This window comes from Algoriphagus sp. (assembly GCF_013373065.1).
Lineage (GTDB): Bacteria > Bacteroidota > Bacteroidia > Cytophagales > Cyclobacteriaceae > Algoriphagus.
This window is the reverse complement of record NZ_JABXIN010000001.1, coordinates 24,690-49,008: the sequence shown is the minus strand read 5'-3', so window position 1 is coordinate 49,008 and position 24,319 is coordinate 24,690. Positions and strand designations below refer to the sequence as shown.

General features: G+C 41.4%; 17 protein-coding genes. 6 read left to right on the top strand and 11 right to left on the bottom strand.

All coding sequences use genetic code 11. The features are described from left to right. Positions 1-10: 10 nt before the first annotated feature. The 6 genes from HWE15_RS00210 to HWE15_RS00185 all read right to left on the bottom strand — a co-directional run bounded on the left by HWE15_RS00210 (position 11) and on the right by HWE15_RS00185 (position 6,009). On the bottom strand, positions 11-439 hold the full coding sequence (locus HWE15_RS00210; protein WP_290505480.1) for a hypothetical protein: 429 nt from the start codon (positions 437-439) through the stop codon (positions 11-13). A gap of 56 nt (positions 440-495) precedes the next feature. Further along, positions 496-1,185: a phosphoribosyltransferase gene (locus tag HWE15_RS00205; RefSeq protein ID WP_290505479.1), complete on the bottom strand. Its 690-nt coding sequence runs from the start codon at positions 1,183-1,185 to the stop codon at positions 496-498. Next, complete coding sequence (locus HWE15_RS00200; RefSeq protein ID WP_290505478.1) at positions 1,130-1,807, bottom strand: dienelactone hydrolase family protein; 678 nt, start codon at positions 1,805-1,807, stop codon at positions 1,130-1,132. The genes HWE15_RS00205 and HWE15_RS00200 overlap by 56 nt, the downstream gene beginning before the upstream one ends. A 124-nt stretch (positions 1,808-1,931) precedes the next feature. Continuing rightward, a complete protein-coding gene (locus tag HWE15_RS00195) occupies positions 1,932-3,092 on the bottom strand; it encodes an exo-alpha-sialidase (RefSeq protein WP_290505477.1) in 1,161 nt (386 codons plus the stop codon). A gap of 29 nt (positions 3,093-3,121) precedes the next feature. After that, a complete protein-coding gene (locus HWE15_RS00190; RefSeq protein WP_290505476.1) occupies positions 3,122-4,573 on the bottom strand; it encodes a sulfatase-like hydrolase/transferase in 1,452 nt (483 codons plus the stop codon). Continuing rightward, entirely contained in the window at positions 4,570-6,009 is a 1,440-nt protein-coding gene (locus HWE15_RS00185; RefSeq protein ID WP_290505475.1) for a sulfatase, read from the bottom strand. The genes HWE15_RS00190 and HWE15_RS00185 overlap by 4 nt, the downstream gene beginning before the upstream one ends. Positions 6,010-6,227: 218 nt before the next feature. On the opposite strand from HWE15_RS00185, the gene HWE15_RS00180 reads away from it, so the two are divergent. From HWE15_RS00180 to HWE15_RS00170, 3 genes are all read left to right on the top strand, one after another. Further along, the gene (locus HWE15_RS00180) at positions 6,228-8,654 is read left to right on the top strand and encodes a TonB-dependent receptor (RefSeq protein WP_290505474.1); all 2,427 of its coding nucleotides are present in this window, start codon (positions 6,228-6,230) and stop codon (positions 8,652-8,654) included. A gap of 138 nt (positions 8,655-8,792) precedes the next feature. Then, on the top strand, positions 8,793-10,481 hold the full coding sequence (locus HWE15_RS00175) for a sulfatase (protein ID WP_290505473.1): 1,689 nt from the start codon (positions 8,793-8,795) through the stop codon (positions 10,479-10,481). Positions 10,482-10,514: 33 nt separating this feature from the next. Next, positions 10,515-12,221 carry a sulfatase gene (locus HWE15_RS00170; RefSeq protein WP_290505472.1) on the top strand — a complete coding sequence of 569 codons (1,707 nt, stop codon included), beginning with the start codon at positions 10,515-10,517 and terminating at the stop codon, positions 12,219-12,221. 25 nt (positions 12,222-12,246) lie between these two features. Here HWE15_RS00170 and HWE15_RS00165 read toward each other — a convergent pair whose 3' ends face one another. The 3 genes from HWE15_RS00165 to HWE15_RS00155 all read right to left on the bottom strand — a co-directional run bounded on the left by HWE15_RS00165 (position 12,247) and on the right by HWE15_RS00155 (position 14,968). Beyond that, positions 12,247-12,438, bottom strand: coding sequence for a hypothetical protein (locus HWE15_RS00165; RefSeq protein ID WP_290505471.1), 192 nt, complete (start codon positions 12,436-12,438; stop codon positions 12,247-12,249). 137 nt (positions 12,439-12,575) lie between these two features. Continuing rightward, positions 12,576-13,652: a serine hydrolase gene (locus tag HWE15_RS00160; protein ID WP_290505470.1), complete on the bottom strand. Its 1,077-nt coding sequence runs from the start codon at positions 13,650-13,652 to the stop codon at positions 12,576-12,578. After that, positions 13,649-14,968, bottom strand: a complete 1,320-nt coding sequence (locus HWE15_RS00155) for an aminotransferase class I/II-fold pyridoxal phosphate-dependent enzyme (protein WP_290505469.1) — start codon at positions 14,966-14,968, stop codon at positions 13,649-13,651. The genes HWE15_RS00160 and HWE15_RS00155 overlap by 4 nt, the downstream gene beginning before the upstream one ends. Positions 14,969-15,085: 117 nt before the next feature. Between HWE15_RS00155 and HWE15_RS00150 the strand changes: the two genes are divergently transcribed. Then, on the top strand, positions 15,086-16,537 hold the full coding sequence (locus HWE15_RS00150) for a CotH kinase family protein (RefSeq protein ID WP_290505468.1): 1,452 nt from the start codon (positions 15,086-15,088) through the stop codon (positions 16,535-16,537). Positions 16,538-16,617: 80 nt separating this feature from the next. Here HWE15_RS00150 and HWE15_RS00145 read toward each other — a convergent pair whose 3' ends face one another. Both HWE15_RS00145 and HWE15_RS00140 read right to left on the bottom strand, forming a co-directional pair. Continuing rightward, positions 16,618-18,987, bottom strand: coding sequence for an OmpA family protein (locus HWE15_RS00145; protein WP_290505467.1), 2,370 nt, complete (start codon positions 18,985-18,987; stop codon positions 16,618-16,620). 2 nt (positions 18,988-18,989) lie between these two features. After that, positions 18,990-20,159: a hypothetical protein gene (locus HWE15_RS00140; RefSeq protein ID WP_290505466.1), complete on the bottom strand. Its 1,170-nt coding sequence runs from the start codon at positions 20,157-20,159 to the stop codon at positions 18,990-18,992. 230 nt (positions 20,160-20,389) lie between these two features. Between HWE15_RS00140 and HWE15_RS00135 the strand changes: the two genes are divergently transcribed. Both HWE15_RS00135 and HWE15_RS00130 read left to right on the top strand, forming a co-directional pair. Continuing rightward, positions 20,390-22,582, top strand: a complete 2,193-nt coding sequence (locus HWE15_RS00135) for a S9 family peptidase (RefSeq protein WP_290505465.1) — start codon at positions 20,390-20,392, stop codon at positions 22,580-22,582. 107 nt (positions 22,583-22,689) lie between these two features. Then, the gene (locus tag HWE15_RS00130; RefSeq protein WP_290505687.1) at positions 22,690-24,297 is read left to right on the top strand and encodes a M1 family metallopeptidase; all 1,608 of its coding nucleotides are present in this window, start codon (positions 22,690-22,692) and stop codon (positions 24,295-24,297) included. Positions 24,298-24,319: the final 22 nt, after the last annotated feature.

Below are 24,319 nucleotides of genomic sequence, written 5' to 3'. Positions count from 1 at the left end.
ACTCGGGTTTTTACTGAAAATGATCTTTGATCATGGCAAGCAACTGATTGAAGGTCATCTTATCCGCATCTTTCAGGAGGATTTTCATTTCATTAAAGTGTTTGTTATCCCGAATTTGCTTGAAGAATTGGCCTTTTGTTATTCCAGGACCCATTAATAGGAGGTCTTCAATTCCTTGGATTTTATCTTCCAGAAGTTTGAAATACTTTCTCAACTGGGCCTCCTCAATGTTATTCTTTTTCTTTTCGTTGTTGGATGATCCTCCTTGAGAATTCATGAAGCGGGTCTTATCGCTTGTTTCTCCTTCATAGCGAACATGACTTTCGATAGGGGAGTCAATTTGTTCCACGACGAAGGGTTTGTTTGGGAAATAGCCAATCAAAATCGCATGTTCTTGATCCATCCAAATCCCTGCTTGTTTCATATTTATAGTTTCCATTTTTTTAGTATTTGGGTCTGTAAATTGTTCCATCTTTTGCTTCGACTTAAGAAGCTTTATTGGGTGTTAAATTCTTGTTCATATTTTTTCAAGAATTCAAGCGTCTCTTCATCGCTCAAATTTGAAAAGCTGACATATCCCTGGGATACAGCCCTGAAATCCTCGGGTGTCTCTAAAATCAGGACTTGGTCTGCGAGTTGTTTCAATTCCCTGCATGCGTGCATTCCCGAAATCGGGGCGGCTACCACGAGTTGTTTGGGTTTTTGTTTTTGGCAAAGTTCGAGAGTTGCAAAAAGCGTGGAACCGGTTGCAATTCCGTCATCAACGACAATGACTACTTTCCCTTCCATAGAAGGAAGCGCTTTTCCATTTCGAAGTAATTGCACTCTTCGGAAGATTTCTTTTTGCTCTTTGTTTTTTACTTCTTCTAGTTCCTCTTGACTGATTTCGGAGCGGGCCCAAGGTGCTAAGTAATAGCTACCGTCTTCAGCAATGGCTCCCATGGCATACTCGGGTTGCTGAGGATGTCCTAATTTCCTTGAAACAACAGGGATCAAGGGAGCGTTGAGCTCCTTGGCTACATAATAGGCGGTCTCAATTCCGCCTCTGGGAATCCCGATGACGATAGGGTGCTCATCTTTGTACTTGGCTAATGCTTTTCCCAATTCAATTCCGGCTTCTTTTCGGTCTTCAAACATGGCCGCTGGAGTTTGGTATTTTCTTTTTCTTGCCTGGATTTTTTGCATCCTGAAGCACTTTAAAAATCCAATCGGTAGATTCTTCCGCTACTTGTTCGAGTTTTCCAGGTTCTTCGAATAAGTGTCTGGCACCGGCAATTATGCGGAGTTCATTTCCTTCTGGAAAATGCTTGTAACAGGCCTGATTCAATCGCAAAACTTCATGATCCAAACTACCTACTAGCCATAACATGGGGCAGCTGACTTCAGGGATGTAATCCACCGCAAAATCCAATCTTCCTCCCCTGGAGATGATTCCCGAAATGACAGATTTTAGTTGGAAAGCAGCTGCAACCGCGACGGCAGCACCCGTACTTCCCCCAAAGTAAAAAATGGGTAGTTTTCCAACCTTCGAATTTTTTTGAAGCCATTGGGTCAACTGACTTAGGCGATTCGCGAAAAGGGGAAGTTCCAACTGACCCGTTCCTTTTTCGGAAGGGGTGTTAAGGTCGAATAAGAAAGTTGCTAGTCCGTTTTTATTGAAGAATTGCGCAATGAAATTATTTCGTGGACTAAAGCGTCCACTTCCGCTTCCATGTGCAAACAGAACGAGTGCCTTTGGGTAACTGGGGGTTACTAGTTCTCCCTCTAACACTACATCGGACAGCCTTATTTTTAGGATTTCCTTCATAGCTTTTGGGATTAAGGTTTAGTACTTAAGGAACCTATTATCATTGGATTTTCCAATGACTTTCATCAGCTAATTAGCTTTTAAAAATGGGAGATTGCTTTTTTAAAAATGATGAAGAATGTGTTTATCTCCAGGTAACCTTTTTGAAGATGATTTCATGGTAGTTAGCGCGCTCATACAGAATCCCCAATGAATTTTCATCCAACTTCACCAAATCAGAATAAGCTGTCCAAGGGAGCTTTTCAGAATCGCTGGTAAAATCCACAGGGATAATATGATTCCATGTTTTTCCTTCATCGTAGCTAATTTTGATGGTTAGGTAATTTCGTTCCTTTTCATCGGCTGCATTAGAATGGGCAATAATGGTTTTCCCATCCTTTTCTCCAATATTTAAAATGGACCCTTGACAAACAGGGTCTGGAAGTTCCTCTTCAAAATAGGCTTCATCCCAAGTTTCGCCGCCATCTGAGGAGAAGGCTAGAATCCGTTGGCGAACAGTCCCTTTTTGGTAGCGAGAGCTCAAAATCATCCGGCCACTAGAGAGTTCAGCGGCAATGGATTCATTACTTCCCGGGATTTGCACCGATTCAGATATTCCAAAGCTTTTGCCTTTGTCATCCGTGAAGAATCCATGTGCCTGATAGTCCGACCAGTCCTCTTTTGGACCGCCTGATGAATGATTGGCAGCTACATATATCCGACCCTTATGAGGACCTTCTTGGAATTGAAAGGCATGACCTGGAGTGTTGGCGTAGTGCCTCCAATCTGCTGGATTTTTATAAAGTTGATTAAAATCTGGATTGTTGGGTTTGTGGACTTCTTGGGTAATATTCTCCGGTTCCGTCCAATTCTTTCCCAAATCATAGGACTTTATCATCCAAACTTCACGAACGCCTTGGTTCATTCGAACATCATACTCATGATTGTTTCCTGTATTGTAAAAAAGGAAAATCACTCCTTCGGGATAGTTTGGGTCCAGTCGATCGACTACAGGTGCTGGGTTCCCAGCTTGGAGGCTGCCGTAATCAACCAATGTCTTGATGGGTGACCAAGTAAACCCTCCATCCAAACTCCGTTTCATGACCAAATTGACGTCTCCAAAATCATCGCTTCCATTCACTCTTCCTTCGGCGAAGGCCAAAAGCTCTCCATTAGGAAGTGAAATAATGGCAGGGATTCGATAGATGGCATGCCCTTCTTTTCCTGCTTCGAAGACCAAAGTTTCCTGGGCTTTGATTCCCTGGGAAAGTAGAAGAATGATTAAGAATGAAAATAGCTTTTTCACTAGGCCTGTTTGGATTTATTGATGGAGCCTTATTTTTCCCCGAAATATCGTTTTAGCGTGTAAGCAGGTTGCCATTGATCCGGTTTTCGCTGGAGCGTGTCGGGGTCATATGCCATGGGTTTGATAATGGCCGCGGTCAGGGAAACAGTATCACCAACCGCCTTTTGATTTTCCTGAAGTAAAGAAACCAATCGGGATTTTTCTTCGGAGAAATTAGGGTTATCTGCCAAATTATTGAGCTCCAAAGGATCATGTTCTAAATCAAATAATTGTGTGTAGTCCCGTTCCGGGTATCGAATCAGTTTCCATTTGTCTGTTCTGACTGCCCGAACTGTATGTCTATAGGCTGTAAAAAGGGCATCTCGAACGGATTCTTTTTCTCCATGGATGACGGGTACAAGACTCTTTCCATCCACATCTTCTTTTGGAGGTAAGCCTGCTAATTCCGCCAAAGTCGGATACAAGTCATGGATATAGGCAAAAGCATCCAATTCCTGATTGGAGGGAATGCCAGGGCCTTTGATGATCAGAGGCACTTTCATGCTGTGCTCATAGAGACTTTGCTTTCCCAAAAGTCCGTGACTACCCACGGCTAAACCATTGTCTGCGGCATAAACAATGATGGTGTTGTCCAATTTTCCGCTTTCCCGAAGGGCATCTAAAATTTTTGCTACTTGGGTGTCTAAATGGGTGATCAAGGCATAATAATCGGAAAGAATCATTTGTATGACTTCAGGTCTCCGTGGCCAACCTGTGAGATTTTCATCCCGAACGGTCAATTGGTCAAATTCAAATGGATGGTATGGCATGTAATTTCCAGGAAGTGGAAGTGTGCCATCAGGATAATAATTGATATAATTTCCTTCTGGAGAATAGGGGTCATGTGGAACAGTAAAAGCTACATAGCAGAAAAAAGGATTTTCGCTGTCTTTTTGGGATTGGATAAAATCAATGGCTGATTGGGCGAAAATTTCGGTTGAGTACCCCTTTTTAGTGGGTTCTCCCAACTTTCCATCAGCCTCATAATTCCGTAAGTCTATCTCATAATGGTTGGCCATCCCTCCCAAATACACATTGTTGGCTTGTTGGAAACTTGCTTCAAATGCTTCTTTCTCATTGTGCCATTTCCCCGTTCCAAATGTAGTATAACCTGCATTTGCAAAATCCATGGTCATGGTTTCTACTCCCTTCAATCGGTCATAAACCTTAAATAGGTTTTTACCACTAAAAAGCATGGCTCTGCTAGCCATACAGATGGCTCCATGATTTCCTCCCATTACATAAGCATTGGTGAAGCGGGTGCCCTCTCTTGCCAATTGATCCAAGGTGGGTGTTTGGATATAGGGATTGCCAGCAATGCCTAGGGTTTCGGCACGTTGGTCATCTGCAAAAAGGAATAATACATTTGGTTTTTTGGGCTCGGCTTTTTGGGTACAGGCCCATCCCAACAAGAGGAATAGGATTGGGAAAAGTTTTTTCATGGTCGGTATGTTTTTTCCAGATCATTTGTCTGGACTTCTTTGATTTTCTGATTTAATAGCTTTCTCATTTCTTCCACTTGGGGCTGAAAATAGTCATCGAAAGCAAGGTTTTGATATTGTTCTGGATCTTGTTCCATATCGAATAATTCCATTCCCTCTTCGGCATTTTCACCATATTGGATATAGGCCCAACGCTTTGTTCGGATCAAATAGGTAGCGCCTCCCTGGGTGACAGAAAAAGCAAAATCCCGAACCTCTGTGCTCGGATTTTGGAGAATGGGAACAAGACTTTTTCCCTGAAGTCTCTTCGGAATTTCAAAACCAGACAGGTCCAAAAGAGTAGGGTACAAGTCCACCAATTCTACAAAGGAATGGCTTTTACCCGGCGAAAAACCGGGAGCTTTGATAATAAACGGAACGCGAACGGATTCTTCCTTTAAAGACACCTTCATCCAAAAGTCATGCTCTCCCAAGTGGAATCCATGATCAGAAGTGAAAACAATGAGGGTGTTTTCACTTTGTCCGGATTGCTCTAGCGCTCGTAGAATTTTTCCCACTTGGGCATCCATAAATGCAACCGAGGCATAATACCCTGCAATGGCTTTTTGTTTATGGATATAATTCATTTCTGCGTTTTGGGTGGTCACGTAATTGATCCCTTTTTTCGGAATATCCTCCCAGTCATTTTCGACAACTGGCGGAGGGATGATCCCTTGCCAAGGGTATGAAGTGAAATATTCCTTTGGAGCAACGAAGGGGACGTGAGGCCTCACCAATCCAACCGCAAGGAAAAATGGTTTTTCTTGTTGGTGATTTTGGATGAGTTCGATTGCTTTTTGTCCCGTAATTCCATCAGATTGTCCCAGATCCCCACCTTCTGCCTGAACAATGGTCATGACATTACCGCCTTTACGCTCGATTTTTCCATCCGGATTATTTTGTACCAACTCTGCGAATCCTTCGGATTTCCATTCTGGTCCGGGTGAATTGAATCGTTCTGTCCAGGAATCCGGGTCATCTTGTCCGTCACTTCCAGTTTCAATATCAATAGGCACTCCCATGTGAAAGATTTTACTGACTCGAGCAGTGAAATAGCCATTTTCTTTAAAATGTTGGGGTAAGGAATGGCGATCTTGACCTACATTTTCTCTTCCGCTGGTATAGCCAAAAGTTTCTGTTGCTGTAGGATAATAGCCAAAAAGGAAGGAGGCTCTCGAAGGACCACAAACAGGATATTGCGAATAGGCATTTTGGAAAAGCATACCCTCAGAGGCGAGTCGGTCAATGTTTGGGGTGGAGACTACCTGATTTCCATAAGCTCCCAAAGCTGTTTGGTTCAAATCATCAGCGATTATCAATAGGATATTAGGGCGCTTTTGTTGAGCGGGAGCATTGAAAGTTAATAGGGGCAAAAAAAAGAAAAGTATTTTCTTCATGAGGTGCGGAGTTGGGAAGATCAAGATAAAATAATTTTTCCTATCCGGTTTGTGCCAACATGCCTTTATAAATTTTCGGCCCTAGTGAACTCATTTTAAGAGAGTTAAAAGTCAACTCTTAATTTTAATTAGATTTTATCTAAATAAATATTGTCTTGTATTCATTTGGGATATAAGTTTGCGTCATTATTTAAAATCAATCCAAATAAATATAATAGATGAAATTCGTTTATAGTTTGCTGATCTGCGCATTATTATTCTCTGCAGATGTCCTTGCGCAAAAGAATGTGTTGAAAGGAAGGATTTCTGACGAAAATGGTAATCCCGTTCAAGGTGCTTCTGTGCTTTTGGAAGGGACTGTTCGAGGTGTACAATCTGATTTGAATGGAAATTATGAATTGAAGGATTTCCCAAGTGGTTCCTATCAGCTTATTGTCAGTTTGGTAGGTTTTCAGAATTGGTCCAAGGAGTTTTCCATTGGAGATGGGGAAATCAAGGAGTTAAATATTCAATTAGCAGAAGAAGAATACTTATTGTCCGAATTCAGTATTTCTGCCAGCAGAGGAATTTTGGGACAGGATCGCCTTCCTGAAGTCTCTGATTTCAGAATCAATGCAGGGAAAAAGAATGAGGTCATTCGAATTGCTGAGATTGATGCGAATTTGGCCATGAATAATAGTCGACAGGTATTCGGTAGGACTCCTGGAATTTCCATTTGGGAAAATGACGGTTCAGGTATTCAGTTGGGGGTGGCTTCAAGAGGCTTAAGTCCTAATCGTTCTTGGGAATTTAATGTTCGTATGAATGGATATGACATTACGCCAGACCCAATGGGTTATCCAGAAGCCTACTTCACGCCACCTTTGGAAGTAGTAGAGCAAATCGAAATTATTCGCGGTGCATCTTCTTTGCAGTATGGTCCTCAGTTTGGTGGCTTGATGAATTTTGTCCTAAGAAAACCTGATAAATCCACTCGATTCACAGCCGAATCCATCAATACTGTTGGAAGCAATGGACTTTTCAGTTCCTTTAACTACATCGGCGGTACAGAAGGTAAATGGAATTACACGGCCTATTATCAGAAAAGAAGAGGAGATGGCTGGAGGGAAAATGGGTTTTTCAATACAGATCACGCTCACCTAGAAGTGAATTATGCGGCTAGCAACAGATTGAAATTGGGTTATGAAATGACCTACATGACAACTGAAACGCAGCAGCCTGGCGGTTTGACCGATGCACAGTTTGCTGAAAATTCACAGCAAAGTACCCGAAGCCGAAACTGGTTCAACACCCCTTGGTTTATCCCAGCTTTGTCAGCTGAATACTTGGTTTCTAAAAACACCAAGTTAAGCTGGAAAGTCTTCGGAACCTTTGCAGAAAGAAATAGTGTAGGTTTCATGCGTCCGATTAATCAGGAAGACGACTTGGGTAACCGTCAAGTGGATCGAGATTTCTACACCACCTATGGTTCAGAATTACGGATGAGTTCCACTTATGAGTTGTTTGGACAAGAGCAAACCTTGATGACTGGTCTTCGCTATTTTAATGGCAACATCGATCGAAATCAGCGAGGAGTAGGTACGACAGGTTCGGATATGGATTTCTCAGTGGCAGATGGAGATTTCAGCAGAAAGTTGGATTATAACAACCGAAATCTTGCGGCTTTTGCTGAAAATGTGTTCAGATTTAATGATCAATTTCTCCTTACAGCAGGTCTACGGGTAGAAAATATCCGATCTGAAAATCAAGGGCAGTTTAATGTGGCAAATGGTGTTCCTCAAAGTCTTGAACCAATTTCCAGAACCCGAAATTTTGTCCTTTTGGGATTGGGTGCTGAGTATCATTTGGGTAAAAACACTGAGTTTTATGCAAACTTTTCTCAAGCTTATCGACCTGTTTTGATTTCGGATTTGACTCCGCCAGCTACGACGGATGTAATTGACCCAAATCTCCAAGACTCAAGAGGATACAATATTGATTTCGGGTATAGAGGAAGTCTTTTCCAAACTTTAAAATTTGACTTAGGCTATTTCCGATTGAATTATCAGGACCGGATTGGTACCATTGCTCAACTTGATGAGGCTGGGAATAACTATCAATTCCGAACCAATCTTGGGAATTCCATAAGTCAGGGTTTTGAAGGCTATATAGAATTTGATCCAATAACCACATTTTTTGGAAGCTCTAGGGTAGGATATTTACATCTATTTACTTCCCTCGCATTTATTGATGCAACTTATGGGGATTTTGAAGTGACTACGGTAAGTAATGGAGAACTAGTAGTTCGTAATTTGGAAGGAAATCGGGTAGAAAATGCACCGAGAAAAATCAATCGATTTGGAGCAACTTATAGTCTGGGTAAATTTTCCATGACTTGGCAGCTAAGTGACGTGGGAGATGCGTTTTCAGATGCTTCTAACAGTGTAGAACCCAATGCCACTTCCACAGTAGGTTTAATCCCTGCTTATCAAGTGCAGGATCTTTCTGCCACTTGGAAAGTTTGGAAACAACACTCGATCAAGGCAGGTGTAAATAATCTCACCGATGAGCGCTATTTCACCAGAAGAGCAGGAGGATATCCAGGGCCTGGAATTATGCCAGCTGATGGAAGAACCTTCTACTTTACCCTTGGATTGAAGTTTTAATAGGAATAGTTCAAAAAGAAGCCATCCTAAATCGGGATGGCTTTTTTGTTGGTTAAGGGTAAATTTCTATGAACGGGTTTATTTCTGAGATGAAGTTTTTTACTTTTAAATTGATCCAAACTCATCAATACGCCCATTATGAAATTAGTCAGATCCTTTTATTTTTATATTCTTATCCTCCTTTTGGGAGTTTCTTGTCAAAGCAAAAAAGCAAAGCAGGAGCGTCCCAATATCATCTTTATCATGTCCGATGATCATGCCTATCAGGCCATATCAGCCTATAGTGATCACTTGATTGAGACTCCTAACATCGACCGTGTCGCAAAAATGGGTATGCTATTCACCAATGCCACTGTTACAAATTCCATTTGCGCACCCAGTCGAGCGACGATTCTTACTGGCAAGCATTCCCATTTGAATGGGAAAATTGATAATCATTTTCCTTTTGATACTACGAATGTGACCTTTCCACAACTTTTTCAGGATGCCGGATACCAGACAGCCATGTTTGGGAAGCTTCATTTTGGGAATAACCCGAAAGGCTTTGATCAATTCAAAATTCTTCCCGGTCAAGGTGCTTATTACAATCCAGATTTTATTACGAAAGATGAGGGTAGGATTACAGTTCAGGGATATGTGACGGATATCATTACTGATATGACCTTGGATTGGTTGGAAAATGAACGAAAGGAAGAAGATCCCTTTTTGCTCTTTTACCTTCACAAAGCCCCACATCGGGAATGGCTACCTGCCGAGCGACACCTAGCAGAATTTACCCAGCGGACTTTTCCAGAGCCTGCTACTCTTTTTGATGATTATTCAGGAAGAGGCCGAGCTGCCAAGGAGGCTGAGATGAATTTATTGAAGCATATGAATTGGGCTGGGGACTCCAAGATTTATCCGGAAGTCATGGATGAATTGGGAATTCCGGATGCTTCAGGTTGGGACAAGGGGGCTTTCGAACGGGAAGTCGGTCGGTTGGATTCTAGTCAGCGAGCTGTGTGGGATCAATACTATCAGCCTTTGAATGAGGAATTCAAGAAAAACTATGCCTCCATGTCTGAAGAGGATTTGATGCGATGGAGATATCAGCGCTACATGCAGGATTATTTGGGAACCATCCAAGCGGTGGATGAAAACGTAGGTCGTGTATTAGACTATTTAGAGGAGAATGATCTGATGGAAAATACCATTATCGTATATACCTCTGATCAAGGATTTTATTTGGGAGAGCACGGTTGGTTTGACAAGCGATTTGTGTACGATGAATCATTTAAAACTCCCTTAATGATCGCATGGCCAGGAAAAGTTGAGCCCGGTAGCAAATCTGATGAAATGGTTCAAAACCTGGATTTCGCCCAAACCTTTTTAGAAGCAGCAAATATTCCTGCTCCTTCTGATATGCAAGGGGAGAGCTTGCTGCCTCTTCTTACAGGCAATGAGGCGGAGTGGACCCGGGATGCTGTTTATTACCATTATTATGAATATCCATCTGTGCATATGGTCAAGCGACACTATGCAATTGTAACCAAGGAATACAAGTTGACCCATTACTATTTTGATACGGATGAATGGGAGCTGATTGACCGAATCAATGATCCACAGGAATTGACCAATGTGTATGATGACCCTGCTTATGCTGAAATCAAGGCTGAATTGCATCAAAAACTAGAGGGTCTTCGGGAAAAATATGGAGACAATTCAGAGATTTCTCAGCGCTACTTGGATGAATATTTGGATTACTTGGAAGAAACCCGACGTTTTGGAGGGGCAAACAAAGAGGTAGTTCAAGAGATTTTGGAAAACAGAATTAGCTCCAAAAAATAAATCAAGTCACCCATACTCAATTTCCATTAGCCCATGCCTAAATCCAGCACTTTCTACAAGTCCATTCTATCCCTGTCCCTGATTTTTGGGCTTGCCTATTTGAGTTCTTGCCAATCCGATGTAAAGCCTACTCAGGATCGCCCAAATATCATTTTTATCATGTCAGATGATCATGCTTACCAAGCGATTTCTGCTTATGACAATTCGCTGATAGAGACGCCGAATATTGATCGAATAGCTAAAATGGGAATGTTGTTTACGCAGGCTTCGGTCACCAATTCAATATGTGCTCCAAGTCGAGCTACCATATTGACAGGAAAGCATAGTCATATGAATGGAAAAATTGACAATCACTTTCCTTTTGACACCACGAATGTAACCTTTCCACAACTATTCCAGGATGCTGGTTACCAGACGGCAATGTTTGGGAAGTTGCATTTCGGGAATAATCCAAAAGGCTTTGATCAGTTTAAAATACTCCCAGGTCAGGGAGCTTATTACAATCCTGATTTTATAACCAAAAATGAAGGGAATATCCAGGTGAAAGGCTATGTGACGGATATTATTACCGATATGACCTTGGATTGGCTTCAAAATGAACGGAAAAAAGAAGATCCCTTTTTGCTTTTTTACTTACACAAGGCCCCCCATCGATCTTGGTTGATGGCTGAGCGGCATTTGGATGAATTTACCAACAAAACCTTTCCGGAGCCCCCCACTTTGTTTGATGACTATTCTGGTCGTACCGCTCCGGTTGCAGAAGCAGAAATGAGTATTCTTCATCACATGAGTTGGGCAGGGGATCACAAAATTTCTCCAATTGTGATGGATGAAATTGGACTGGATGAAATCGGTTTTGATAAGCCTCGCTACAATTACTCTTTCGAACGCTTTACTCCTGAACAGCGAGAAAGCTTTGAGCGCGTTTATGGGAAAATCGGAGAAGAATTGAAAAAAATCTATCCTACGATGACTGAGGAAGATTTAATGCGGTGGAAATACCAGCGTTATATGCAGGATTACTTGGGTACCATCAAATCTGTCGATGAGAATGTAGGCCGCCTATTGGATTATTTGGAAGCCAATAATATGATGGAAAATACCATTATCGTCTACACTTCCGATCAAGGGTTTTATCTGGGAGAACACGGGTGGTTTGATAAGCGATTTGTGTATGATGAATCTTTCAAAACACCGCTATTGGTCGCATGGCCGAGCAAGGTAGAGCCGGGAACCCGTTCCGATGCTTTGGTTCAAAATTTAGATTTTGCGCAAACATTCCTGGATGCAGCGGGAATCCCTGCTCCATCGGACATGCAAGGAGAAAGCATGATCCCAATTCTAACGGGCAATGAAGAGGAATGGACTCGGGATGCGGTTTATTATCATTACTATGAATATCCTGCAGAGCATATGGTCAATCGGCATTATGCTATCGTGACAGCAGATTACAAATTAATCCATTACTACTACGTGGAGGACGAATGGGAGCTGATTGATCGTAAAAAGGACCCTCTGGAATTGAAAAATGTATACAATGATCCAGCTTATGCTGAAATCCGGGAAGACTTGCATCGACGCCTGGAAGAGCTTCGGGTAAAGTACAAAGATAATTCAGCCTTAAGCCAAAAATATATCGATCAACTTCTATCGGATGCCGAAGCTGGGAAAGTCTTTGGAATTGATAGCGCCAAGGTTCAGGCGGTCAAAGCCCGACGAAGAGAAGTGGAAAATCGATAAGCATAAAACCCGGTTTTGCCGGGTTTTATTTTACCCCAAGCATTTTAAAAGGTAAGGCAAAGATATTTCGAACTAGGTCAAAAGAAATATCTACAGCCAAACCCAAAAGACGAAAAGGAAGCAATAGCAACCATACGATTGGGTATAGGACCAAAGCAATGATCGCAATGGGCCAGCATAAAACCAGCAAAATCAGCCAGAGCAGGAAATTTATCATGTTAAATACTCAACAAGATAAATGCCATCCTTGTAAGGGGTTGATTTTGTGTGGGTTTTATGATTTTTTATAGAAAGACTTGTTCGAATCCGATCAATAATCTGCTCGGTTTTTTAAGGAACTAATAAGTTCAGAACTCAAAGGGCTTCTAGAACTTTTGAAAATACAGGTGCCACTGCACTACCCCTCCAAACGGAAGAATAATTCGCTGCCATGAAGAGTTTTCTTTCGGGTATATAAAGTACTTGCGTGCCCCAGAATCCGGTATGGGTATAGGCCATCATTCCTTTGATTTGAACCCGGTACATTCCCATTTGGTAGTCCATGGAAGCCTTCGTTTCATAAGAAGCAGGTTCAAGCATGATTCCAAGTGTTTCCGGCTTTTCAAAAATTTGGTTTTGAAATAAGGCTTTGAAGAAATAGACCAACTCATTTGTTGTAGATAGGAGCCCTCCTCCGCCGTAGTAATCTAGCGTAGGGCTAAATCCATAGGTGTCCATTCCTTGAAAATATTGATGTATTCGAAGTGAATCGGTAACAGGATCTTTTCTTTCAAAATCAGTTCGTGATAAACCCAAATCCTCCAGCCTCAAAAGGTATTTAATCCCTTCGTCTAAGTCTTTTTGGGTGTATTTTTCAATGATTTCGCCCAATAGAATATAACCCGTATCGGAATAGCTAAACTGATCGCCGGGAGAACCGATGGGGTCACCTTTTTCCACACCCAGTTGGAGTTGCTCCGTGCGAGTCCATTCATGCTTGGGATTGGACAAGATGGTGTCAAAAAACTCAGGAGCATGGGTGTGATCAAAAAAACCTGCGGAATGTCTCAATACTTGTCGAATCGTAATTTGATCCATGGAGTAGTCTTCGGAAAGGATTTTATTATGCTCCGGACTGATATGTTCTGAAAGCAAATCCTCCAATTGAAGAGAATCCATTTCCATCAATCGTAAAATACTCGCCGCTACAAAGGTTTTGGTGACGGATGCAATGCGAAACGTTTGCTTAACTTTTAATTGCTCGCCACTTCCTTTTTCGGAAACTCCAGCAGCTCCAGACCAAGAAATTCTTCCATCTTCGGATAGAATAGTAAATAAGATCCCTGGCATGTTTTCTTGAACTTCACTCTCAAGAATATCCTGGAATTCTTGTCCTTTTCCTTGAAAGGGAAAATAAAGAATGAGCAGACAAACAATTAAAATTCTATTCATAACCCTGCTCTTTTCGATTCAATAAATTGACTCAATCGATTCATGGCTACATTCAAATCGAAATGGTTTAAGCTTGTCATGACAATCCGGTACCAACCTTTTTCGCTATGCCCAAATCCGTTGGTAGGGGTGACTAGAATTCCTGATTTTTTATAGATTTCCAGCCATAGCTTTTCTTCAGCCTCCGAGCTTTTCTCTTCCAAAAACTCAGATAAATCCATCCAAACGAACAGACTTCCTCGGGAGGGATGATAGGGGATATTCAGTTTTTTAAGTGCTCGGGTTACGATCAAATAGGATTCTGTCAGTCTTAGCTGTAATCTTTCAAAAAATTTTGACAAGAAGTCATGATCCAACAGTACCTCCTGCATTACCCACTGGGTATAATTCGAGATAGAGTGTCCCAAGCCTGCATTCCGATAAGCCTGAATCAAAGCCTCATTATGGGAATGAAGCAAGCCGATTCGAAACCCGGAAATACCAAAATCTTTTGAAAATGAGTACCAAAAATGAAGAAATGGACTTTGGTAGTCGGCCATGATTTTTCCGAAGGAAACAAAAGGAGTCGCCTTTACATAGTCTTTTTGGAGTTCCGGGTATTGTATGTCAATTTGGGACATTCCGTAGATTTCATTGACGATCAAATGAACTTGATTGGAAATGCACCAATCTGCGATGGATCGAAGAGACTCTTCCGAACAAATCCTCCCCGTAGGATTGTCAGGTTGCGTAAGAATAAGCATCCGAAATTCACTTCCCTCGGATTCGATTTTCTTTTTGGTCTGATTTAGCAATTCTAAATCAAAGTGGAATTCGGACTCGGTAGGATTGGAGGGTATCTGTAAGTCTACACGCCGGACTTCAGGTAGTGTTCCCATATCGCCTGTATAAACCGGATAACTTGGAGCGGGGATGACTGCGGAATCTCCCGGGTTGGCCAATAAAAAACTGGTCATCTCAATGACTGAAGTGGCTCCTCCTGAAAAGGCCAAACTGTCGGGGCTGATTGGGACTCCGGTTAAAAATTTGGATAAAAACCCGGCCACTGCCTCCCGAAAGCTAGGAGCTCCTGCAGGATCCGTATAGCTGGCCACCCAGTCGGGGATGTCATTTTCTCGGGTGACCTGTTGAATTCGATCCCGAAGCATCTCCCAACACAGATGGTTTTCGGCCACATTCATTGGTAAAGCTCCCGTTGGATTTGTTTCGGGATGATAGAGGTTTTCCATTGCCTCGTAGTAAATCTCCAAGTCGACCCGCATGGGGTTAGAAGCGGCAGCACTTCCTTTTTTGGAAAGAAAGGTATTTTCAGACATGATAATTCAGAAAAGATGAAAATTGAAATTACAGGATCGAGTAGAAAAAGCAGAATTCTTTTTGGTTAATTTAAATTCTTAATTCGAGACGTTTAATTCTATAATTGATTTTTGGTGATGCAGCGAGCTAAAATAAGTGCCTATTTAATCCTCCTTTTATTTTCTTTCATTTCCTGTCAAGAGCCTACTGAAGTTCTCGTACCAAAGGGAGACGATGGACAAGTGTTTGCCCTCGATGTGGGAGGCTCTGAAATCCCTTATTTGGTGATCACTACCGATGGGGAAATTCCTTATGAGCCAGGAGTTGCCGCCCGGATGAAAATTTATCAACAACAGAAACTCATTCAGGAGCAGCGAATAGATATAGAGTATAGAGGGAAGACCTCTTTTCGATTATCGGATAAAAAGTCCTTCAATTTTGAAACTATAGATGGAAGTGGTGAGGACATGGATGTTTCTTTTTTTGGATTGCCTGAGGAGGAAGATTGGCGGCTTATTGGACATGTGGTGAATCTGCAAGAAAAATATGCTTGGGATCGGTCCTTAATCTACAACCATGTAGCTTATCGACTTTCCTTAGAAATTGGGAAATATGCTAGTCGGGGGGTATTTGTGGAGTTGGAACTCAATGGAGAATATTTAGGAGTTTATTATTTCTGTGAAAAACTGAAACGGGATTCAGAACGAATCGATATTAAATCCATGAATGCTTCCTCCGAAAATTTCACCGGGGGATATATTCTGAAGATAGATAAATCTGATGCCGGCCCTGAACATGACAACAAGCCATTATCCTATTTCATGAGTAACTGGGATGATGATGCCCGCTATACTGCTTTCAATTCTTTTCGAAGCGATTTTGATATTTCCGGCCAGCCTTTGAACTTTTCCCCTTTTGGAGCTCCCTATCATCCTATGCTTTATTTAGAGACATATTTCAATTATGAATATCCCGATGCAGAGGACCTTACCACCGACCAAAAAACATATATTCAAGAATATGTAAATCAATTTGAAAAGTCATTTTTTCAAGAGAACATGCCGGGTGAGGATCCTGCTTATTTAGAATACATGGATTTGGATTCATTCTTGGATTACTTCATCATCAATGAGCTATGTAGGAATGTGGATGCCTACAGAATCAGTACCTTCCTGACCAAAGACCGGGATGGTAAACTGGCCATGGGGCCCGTTTGGGATTTCAATATTGGTTTTGATGAAGCAGATCGCATACCTGCCAACGATTGGGTGGTCAATTATAATAACTATGTAAGCGAAGATCCTTGGATGGTTCCTTTTTGGTGGTCAAAATTACTTCAGGATGAAACTTTCAGAAATGCGCTAAAGGAGCGATGGGCTTTTTTCAGAAAAGGACCCTTAAGTGAATCGAATATTCAAGGTATCATAGATTTCAGTGTGAATAAATTAGTCCAAAATGGGGCTGTTAAGCGTAATTACGACAAATGGGACCAGGGGATTGGGATCAATTATGATCAATCGATTTCAGATTTGAAATCTTTTTTAATCGACCGTCTCAGATGGATGGATTCAGAAATCGGAAGTCTTTAAGTCAATAAAAAAAGGTAATCCAATAGCGAGAAGCTATTGGATTACCTTTTAAAACTCAATGTTGTTGAAGTTTTACTTTTTTAATTATCGATTTGACTAAATCGAATCTCCACCTTTCTGTCTAGGCCATTTGAGCCTTTATTTCCTCCCCTTACAATCAATCCTCCCACATTGGTACTGATTTTTGATTCGGGTACTCCAATTTCCTGAAGAGCTACTTTTACGGCTTCTACTCGCCTTTCAGAAAGCCGAAGGTTGTATGAAATACTTCCAGTGTTATCTGCAAACCCGACAAGCTCTACTGAAATATTTTCATTCTGATCTAGGAAAGTTTTCACCTCATCTAGCTTTGTTCTTTCTGATGGACTCAGTGTTGTTTTATTTACCTCAAAATAAATTTCAATCTTGCTATGATTTACCAAAATGGGAGAAGGAACTGATTTGGTTATTAAAACAGAATCAGGATTTGACTCAGTCGCTAAGGAATCTGCCAACAGATTTTGAGATAGAATTACTTGCTGAAGACTATCTATCATTAAAGAATCCTGTTGAATCTTTGCCATGAGCAATGAATCACGCTGTGCCTGGGCGGCTGCTTCTTTTTTATCACCACTGTTTGCTATCGCAGCTGTAGTGGCAGCCGTTCCTCCAACCAATAAGGCATCTTTCAGGAGTTCATTGTTCTTTTTGTCTAGTTTTTCCTGCTTTTTCCTGTTCTTTTCCAGCTTCTTAGCTGTTTTTTCATCCACAGCTTCTGTGTTGATCAGTACTTCTTGTGGTTCAGGGGCGGTTTGTTCGTATTCGGAAGGTTCTGGGATTTTCGATGCAAAGGCCATAATCATAGCCGAATCCCTTTTTGCTTGAGCCTGTAACATTTCAGATCTGAAACGCTCCATTTCTTCTTCAAATTCTTCCCGAGTCATCATATTTGGATCGTTGCTCACAGATCGGGACTTAGAAACTGCGCTGCTATCCATGTAAACTTTTGTCTGGCCTTGTTCGGAATACATAATTCTGCCGATTTGGCCTGGTATGATAATGAGTTCTTTAGTAAGAGCTGCACTATCCATTGTTGCAACTTCAGGTTCGGCAGAATAAGAATTCAAGGAATCCATGTTATAAATTGCAAGTGACTCCTCTAAGCTCAGCCTAGTCAATGATTCATTTGCCAAGGTCCTTTCTTCACGTAAAGAACTTAATCTTGCCTCGGTTACCTCCGTCGAAACAGTTGTGTCTCGTTCAGCCAATTCAATGGTTTGGTCAATTTCAGCTATCCTATTTTGGGTCTGTAGCATTTCCCGTTGAATCAAGCCTCTTTGTAATTCCAAAGAATCCAGGACTATTTCTCTATTTGCCAAGGCGGCAGAGTCAAGGGCCATGCTATCAGAAGGTGTGACCTGATTTTTTCCCCAAGAAGGAAGCTGTATGACTGTAAAATAATTATTGATGGTGCTTGAAGGCCTGGTTTGAAGTCTAGCTGAATCTGCGGCCTCAAGCTGTTTTTTAGTTAGCTCATCCGGTACAAAAGTATACCGCTGGCTTATTACAGGAGGATTAAAGCTCTCTTTTCGGGCACCTAAGCTGAATTTGACCCCAATGCCATGATAAATGTACCAATCAGGTCTTCCGCTTTCAAATCCCCGATATGGGTTTTCAGGAGTTACCACGTTCGTGCCGGGCTGCGCTGCATAAGCTTGGAAATTATTATCATATCGCGTTCTGTATTGTCCAGAGACATCGTCCAAATAATCGGTCGCGGCACGTTTGAAATCAGACTGGGCAAAGATTTCAATCCCTTTTGCAATTCTAAACCGAAATCCTAAACCGATGTGGGTATATAAGGAAAACCTATTGTAACCTCCAGGTAATTCGGTTTCTACTTCCCGAAGGGATGTTTCAAAAACACCATCAGGGATTAAATCTGGATTTGAATAATCGTATCTATTCCCCTGCGCATCCAACAAATCTCCGTAGACATTGAAATATTGGTATCCAAATCCTAGAACCAAGTAAGGTGCGAAAAAGGATTTTCCGGAAAGCAACCAATTGTTATCCGGCTTAATGACAAAGGAAAGTCCCGTATCCCAAAGATCCGTTTGGAAGTTCAGTGCTCGGTCAAACCGGGGGCTTTCTGTATAAAGGGTTCCGTCGTTTTTGATAAATCGATCGGAAGAGCCAAACTGATAGGCACCTCCGGTCAGCATTAAACCAACTGATTTTCCAAGAGCATACTCAATTGAAAATTGATAGGATAAATTGGGAGAGTAAGTTTTGTATCGTCGGTAGAGTTTTGAAAATTCCCCGAAGTTGCGAATACCTAATGGTCGGATATCACCAAAATAATTGGTTGTCCCTGCGCTGAGCCCAAATCTCCATTTATAGCCATATTGCTGTGGATAGGCTATTGAAAACATGAAAATTGCAAAGAAGGTAAGTATGGACTTTTTCATGATCATCTCTTATTACCAAAGCCCAACCATAATTTAAACTCTAGACTTAATCCCACAAAAGGGGTGAAATAGTCTGTTTTGCCACCATTTTGTCCCTTGGATGTTATAAAGGTTCCTCCTGCATTTAATCTGACTATTTGGAAAAAACTGTATCCCAATCCTACATAGAGTGGACGGTCCAAAAATGGTCCACTGATTTGTTCATTGAGCGAATTTTCCATATTGCCTGAAAGAAAAAAGCCAGAACTGATGGATAAATTGCTCATAAACTTTGTAAACGACCGATTTCCTAATGGGAAAGAAACGCCTGCATAGGGACCGGTTACAAATTCCTGTTGGCTCAATCCCTGGGTTAAAGAGATTGCTCCATATCCTACATTGAGCGGGATAGAAGTCGACTTTTTCTCGGTAGGATAATTTTGAAAAATCTTTTCATCTACTCTGGCCAATAAGTTAGTGGAGAGGTATTGATCCACTTCTGAAAAAATAATTTGCTCTAATTCATCCAAGTATTGCCTTGCGTAAACTGCTCTCGCATTATCCCCTTCTTCCACTCCGGTAGCGTTAAATTTGGCCTTACCCATCTTTAACTTTTTTCGCTGCACCAATTTATTTCTGGTGAGATCAGAAAAACCCGGAAATTTCTGCGCTTGCGGAAGTTCAAAATAATAAGCACCTGCTTCTAAAATTCTGGTTAAGTTGGCCAAAATCTGCTCATCGGAATCCTCGAACTTGATTCCTCCCCTTTTTATAGTAGTAATGGTACTCAGGTAAGTGGATAAATTGTCATGAATGAGTTCCCTGACTTCTTCTACTTCCTGATAGCCGGCTTTTTGGTAAAATCCAAAATCCAAGTGGTAATCCTGGTTGGCGCGAAGCGGTTCTTCTACCAAAACCTGAAAGGCGAGTTCCTGATAGCCAAATGGCACTTTCCAGAAATAGGTATAGCCTGCTTTCGGGCTTTTCTTGGAAGGATAAATAGTCAGTTTGACCAGTTCAACCTTGCTTGGGATTGCGCCACGAACATAAAATTTTTCCTCGGAGGGAATGGGCATACCACCGTTAAGTTGATTCTGGATAAGGTCTAGATTGATGGTCGAGAATGCCTCTTGTGCTAAGCTGATTTTTAGACTAAAAAAGCTTATCAAAATTAAGGCAAAAAGTTTTTTCATCTGATTAAGGGTTTTGGGTATTGATTTTTAAAAATGAATTAGGTATTAAAATAATAACCATTAATAATTTAGATGTATTTAATGTTTTTCCCAAAATAAATTTTATAAATGGGATAAAGCACTATGTTTTAATTCTTTATTAATGATGACTTTATGTCATTTTTAAAATATCCATTCATTTAGAACCAAAAATGTTCTTACCTTTTTGATGAAATAGCCAAAAGTCATTTATGAAAAATCAACTGTTTTCTATCCGCTGGATTTTAGTCTTTTTCCTAACGGTTCTGTTTTCAGAATCATTTGCTCAATCTTTCAAATGGTCTAAAGTCAGGGATATCTATTATCAATATCAGGAAGGTGAAATTCTATCCTATTCCCTTCCTGGGAATGAGTCTCAAGTAATGGTATCCAAAGAAATGTTGTCCCTTCCTTCAGGTGAATACCTGACTGTTCGGGATTTTTCTTTTTCTGAAGATGGAAAGAAGGTTCTTATTTACACCAATACCAAGCGCGTTTGGCGATTGGATACACAAGGGGATTATTGGGTGCTGGATTTGGAAAGTAAAAAACTGCAGCAAATCGGGAAAGGTTTGCCCGAGTCTTCCCTTCGCTTTGCCAAGCTTTCTCCCGACGGGGAAAAAGCCGCCTATGTCAGTGAATACAATCTTTATGTAGAGGATTTGGATTCAGGGGAAATCACAGCCTTGACTACCGATGGCAACCGAAAGCTGATCAATGGAACCTTTGATTGGGCTTATGAAGAGGAATTTGCCTGTCGGGATGGTTTTCAATGGAGTCCGGATAGCGAGCATATTGCTTTCTGGCAGTTGGATGCGAATCAGATTCGGGATTTTTACATGATCAATAATATTGATTCAGTCTATTCGCAGATTATTCCGGTAGAATATCCTAAAGTTGGACAATCTCCTTCTCCAGCCCGAATCGGAGTAGTGAGCTTGGCCGATCAGGCAACTACTTGGTTGAATATTCCTGGAGATCCTGCACAGCACTATTTACCACGAATGGAATGGAATAATTCCGAATTATTGCTAGTGCAGCAACTGAATAGAAAACAAAATCACTCAAAAATCTTTGCCATAGATGTTCCGAAAAATGAAGCAGAGGTCATTTTTGAGGAAATGGATGAAGCTTGGATTGATGTACTTTCTCCTTGGGAAAATGTATATGCCTTGACCTACCGACATGAGTTTAAATGGATCAATGGAGGAAAGGAGTTTCTTTGGTTAAGTGAAAAAGACGGTTGGAGACATCTTTATCGAATTGGTTTAGATGGATCGGCTACTGAAATCACTACCGGAGACTACGATGTTATCAATTTGCTCCATGTGGATGAAAAAGGGAATCGAATTTATTTTCATGCTTCTCCCGAGAATGCTACCCAAAAATATTTGTATACCGCTCGTCTGGATGGAAAAGGAGAGGAGGAGTTAGTTTCTCCAGCTAGTTTAAAAGGAACGCATTCCTATGAAATTTCTCCTTCTGGTCGATATGCCTTTCACCAATTTCAAAATCATTACACCCGACCCGCTTCGGAATGGATTGAACTCCCTTCTCATTCGGCATTAAACGAATCCAAATCCATTGCTGCTAACTTGGCTTCCAATCAGCGGGAAAAGCAAGTTGAGTTTTTTCAAATTCAAACAGCAGATGGAACGGAAATGGACGGTTGGATGGTCAAGCCCCGGGATTTTGATCCTTCCAAAAAATACCCGGTGGTTTTCTTTGTTTACACCGAACCTTGGGGCGCCAACGTGAAAGATACCTATGGGGTAGGACGAAACAGGCTCTATGAAGGGGATATGGCTGCTGATGGGTATATCTACATTTCTATTGATAATCGGGGAACACCGGCACCTAAAGGAAGGGCATGGCGAAAAAGTATTTACCGAAAGATTGGGAGATTGAATATTTCCGATCAGGCAGCCGCTGCTAAGCAGATTTTAGAATGGGATTTTGTGGATCCGGAACGGGTAGCGGTCTGGGGTTGGTCCGGTGGAGGATCTGCTACTTTGAATCTGCTATTTCAATATCCTGAGATTTATAAAACCGGAATTTCGATTGCGGCAGTGGCCTATCAGTTGACTTATGACAATATCTACCAAGAGCGCTACATGGGTTTGCCTCAAGAAAATCTGGAGGATTTTATAGCCGGTTCTCCGATTACCCACGCCAAAAACCTACAAGGAAATCTGCTCTATATCCATGGGACTGGTGATGACAATGTGCATTATGCCAATGCAGATATGCTGGTTAATGAGTTGATCAAACATGGGAAACTATTTCAATTTATGCCTTATCCGAATCGATCCCATTCCATCTCTGAAGGTGAGGGGACCAATATGCATCTGCGAAAATTGTATACGGATTATTTGAAAAAGCATTGTCCTCCCGGAGGAAGATAATTTTGTTATAATTAGGAATTAGGAATTAGGAATTAGGAATTAGGAATTAGGAATTAGGAATTAGGAATTAGCTTATGTCTAAAGGCTTGTTGAGTTTGATCGGCTGTATGTCCTTGTTTTTTGGGTTGTTAAGCAGCGTATTTTCGCAGGATGTCATTACTAGGGCAGACACATTGAGAGGAAGTATTACTCCCGAGCGTGCATGGTGGGATTTGAATTACTATCATCTATCGGTTGAAGTTTTTCCTGAATCCCAATCGATCAAAGGGACAAATTTGGTTCGTTACCAAGTCAAAAATCCAGCTCAAACCCTTCAAATCGATTTGCAAGAGCCTCTCACTATCACTTCCGTGAAACAAGACGGGCTTGAACTTTCTTTCCGTCGAGAAGGTGCTGCACATTTTTTTTCCTTACAAAAAGAACAAAAGCAGGGAGAATTTGAAGAGCTGGAGATTCAATATGGAGGAAAGCCAAAAATTGCCGTTCGTCCTCCTTGGGATGGAGGCATCACTTGGCAAAAAGATAGCAATGGAAAGCATTTTATAGCTAACTCCAACCAAGGGATCGGGTCCAGTATTTGGTGGCCAACCAAAGATCATCCTGCCGATGAGGTGGATAGCCTTTTGATCTCGGTGACGGTTCCTAAAGATTTGATGGATGTGTCCAATGGCCGACTTCGAAAGGTTGATGATCATGGGGAGACCAAAACCTATCATTGGTTTGTTGCCAACCCCATTAATGACTATGGGGTGAATATTAGTATTGGGGACTATGTGCATTTTAGTGAGGAATATCAAGGTGAAAAAGGTCCTCTCACCATGGATTATTATGTGCTTCGGGAAAATTTAGAGAAAGCCAAAAAACAATTTGAAGATGCTCCTCGCATGATGAAAGCTTTTGAGCATTGGTTTGGCCCTTATCCATTTTATGAGGATGGATTCAAGCTTGTGGAGGCACCCTATTTAGGAATGGAGCATCAGAGTTCAGTAACCTACGGAAATGGCTATCAAAATGGCTATCGGGGAACAGATTTGAGCGGCACAGGATGGGGGATGAAGTTTGATTTTATTATCATTCACGAGTCAGGACATGAGTGGTTTGCCAATAACATTACCTACCGGGATGTGGCAGATATGTGGATCCATGAGAGTTTTACGAATTATTCCGAGAGTCTCTTTTTAGAGTATTTCTATGGGAAAGAAGCCGGACAGGAATATGTCCGAGGTACACGTGCCCGAATACAAAATGACCGACCTATTATCGGTACCTATGGAGTGAATAGACGAGGCTCGGGGGATATGTATTATAAAGGCGGAAACATGCTCAATACTCTTCGGGGGATTATTCAGGATGATGAAAAGTGGAGAGCTATCCTGAGAGGGTTAAATCAAGAGTTTTATCATCAGACTGTTTCTACTCGTCAGGTTGAAAATTTCATTTCGCAGCAGGCAGGAATTGATTTAAAACCCTTCTTTGATCAGTATCTTCGTGAGACTAGTATTCCAACTCTGGAATATTATTTTTCAAAAGACAATACCCTTCACTATCGTTGGATGAATTGTATTCCCTCTTTTGATATGCCGGTGGATGTCATGATCGGAGATAAAAAAATCCGGCTTCATCCTAGCACTGATTGGCAGGAACAAACCGGATTGAAAGGACAGGTTTTAGAAATAAACCCAAATTTCTACGTATCTCTTCTTCGGATGAATTAGAGGTTGTTTTGTCAAATCTGTC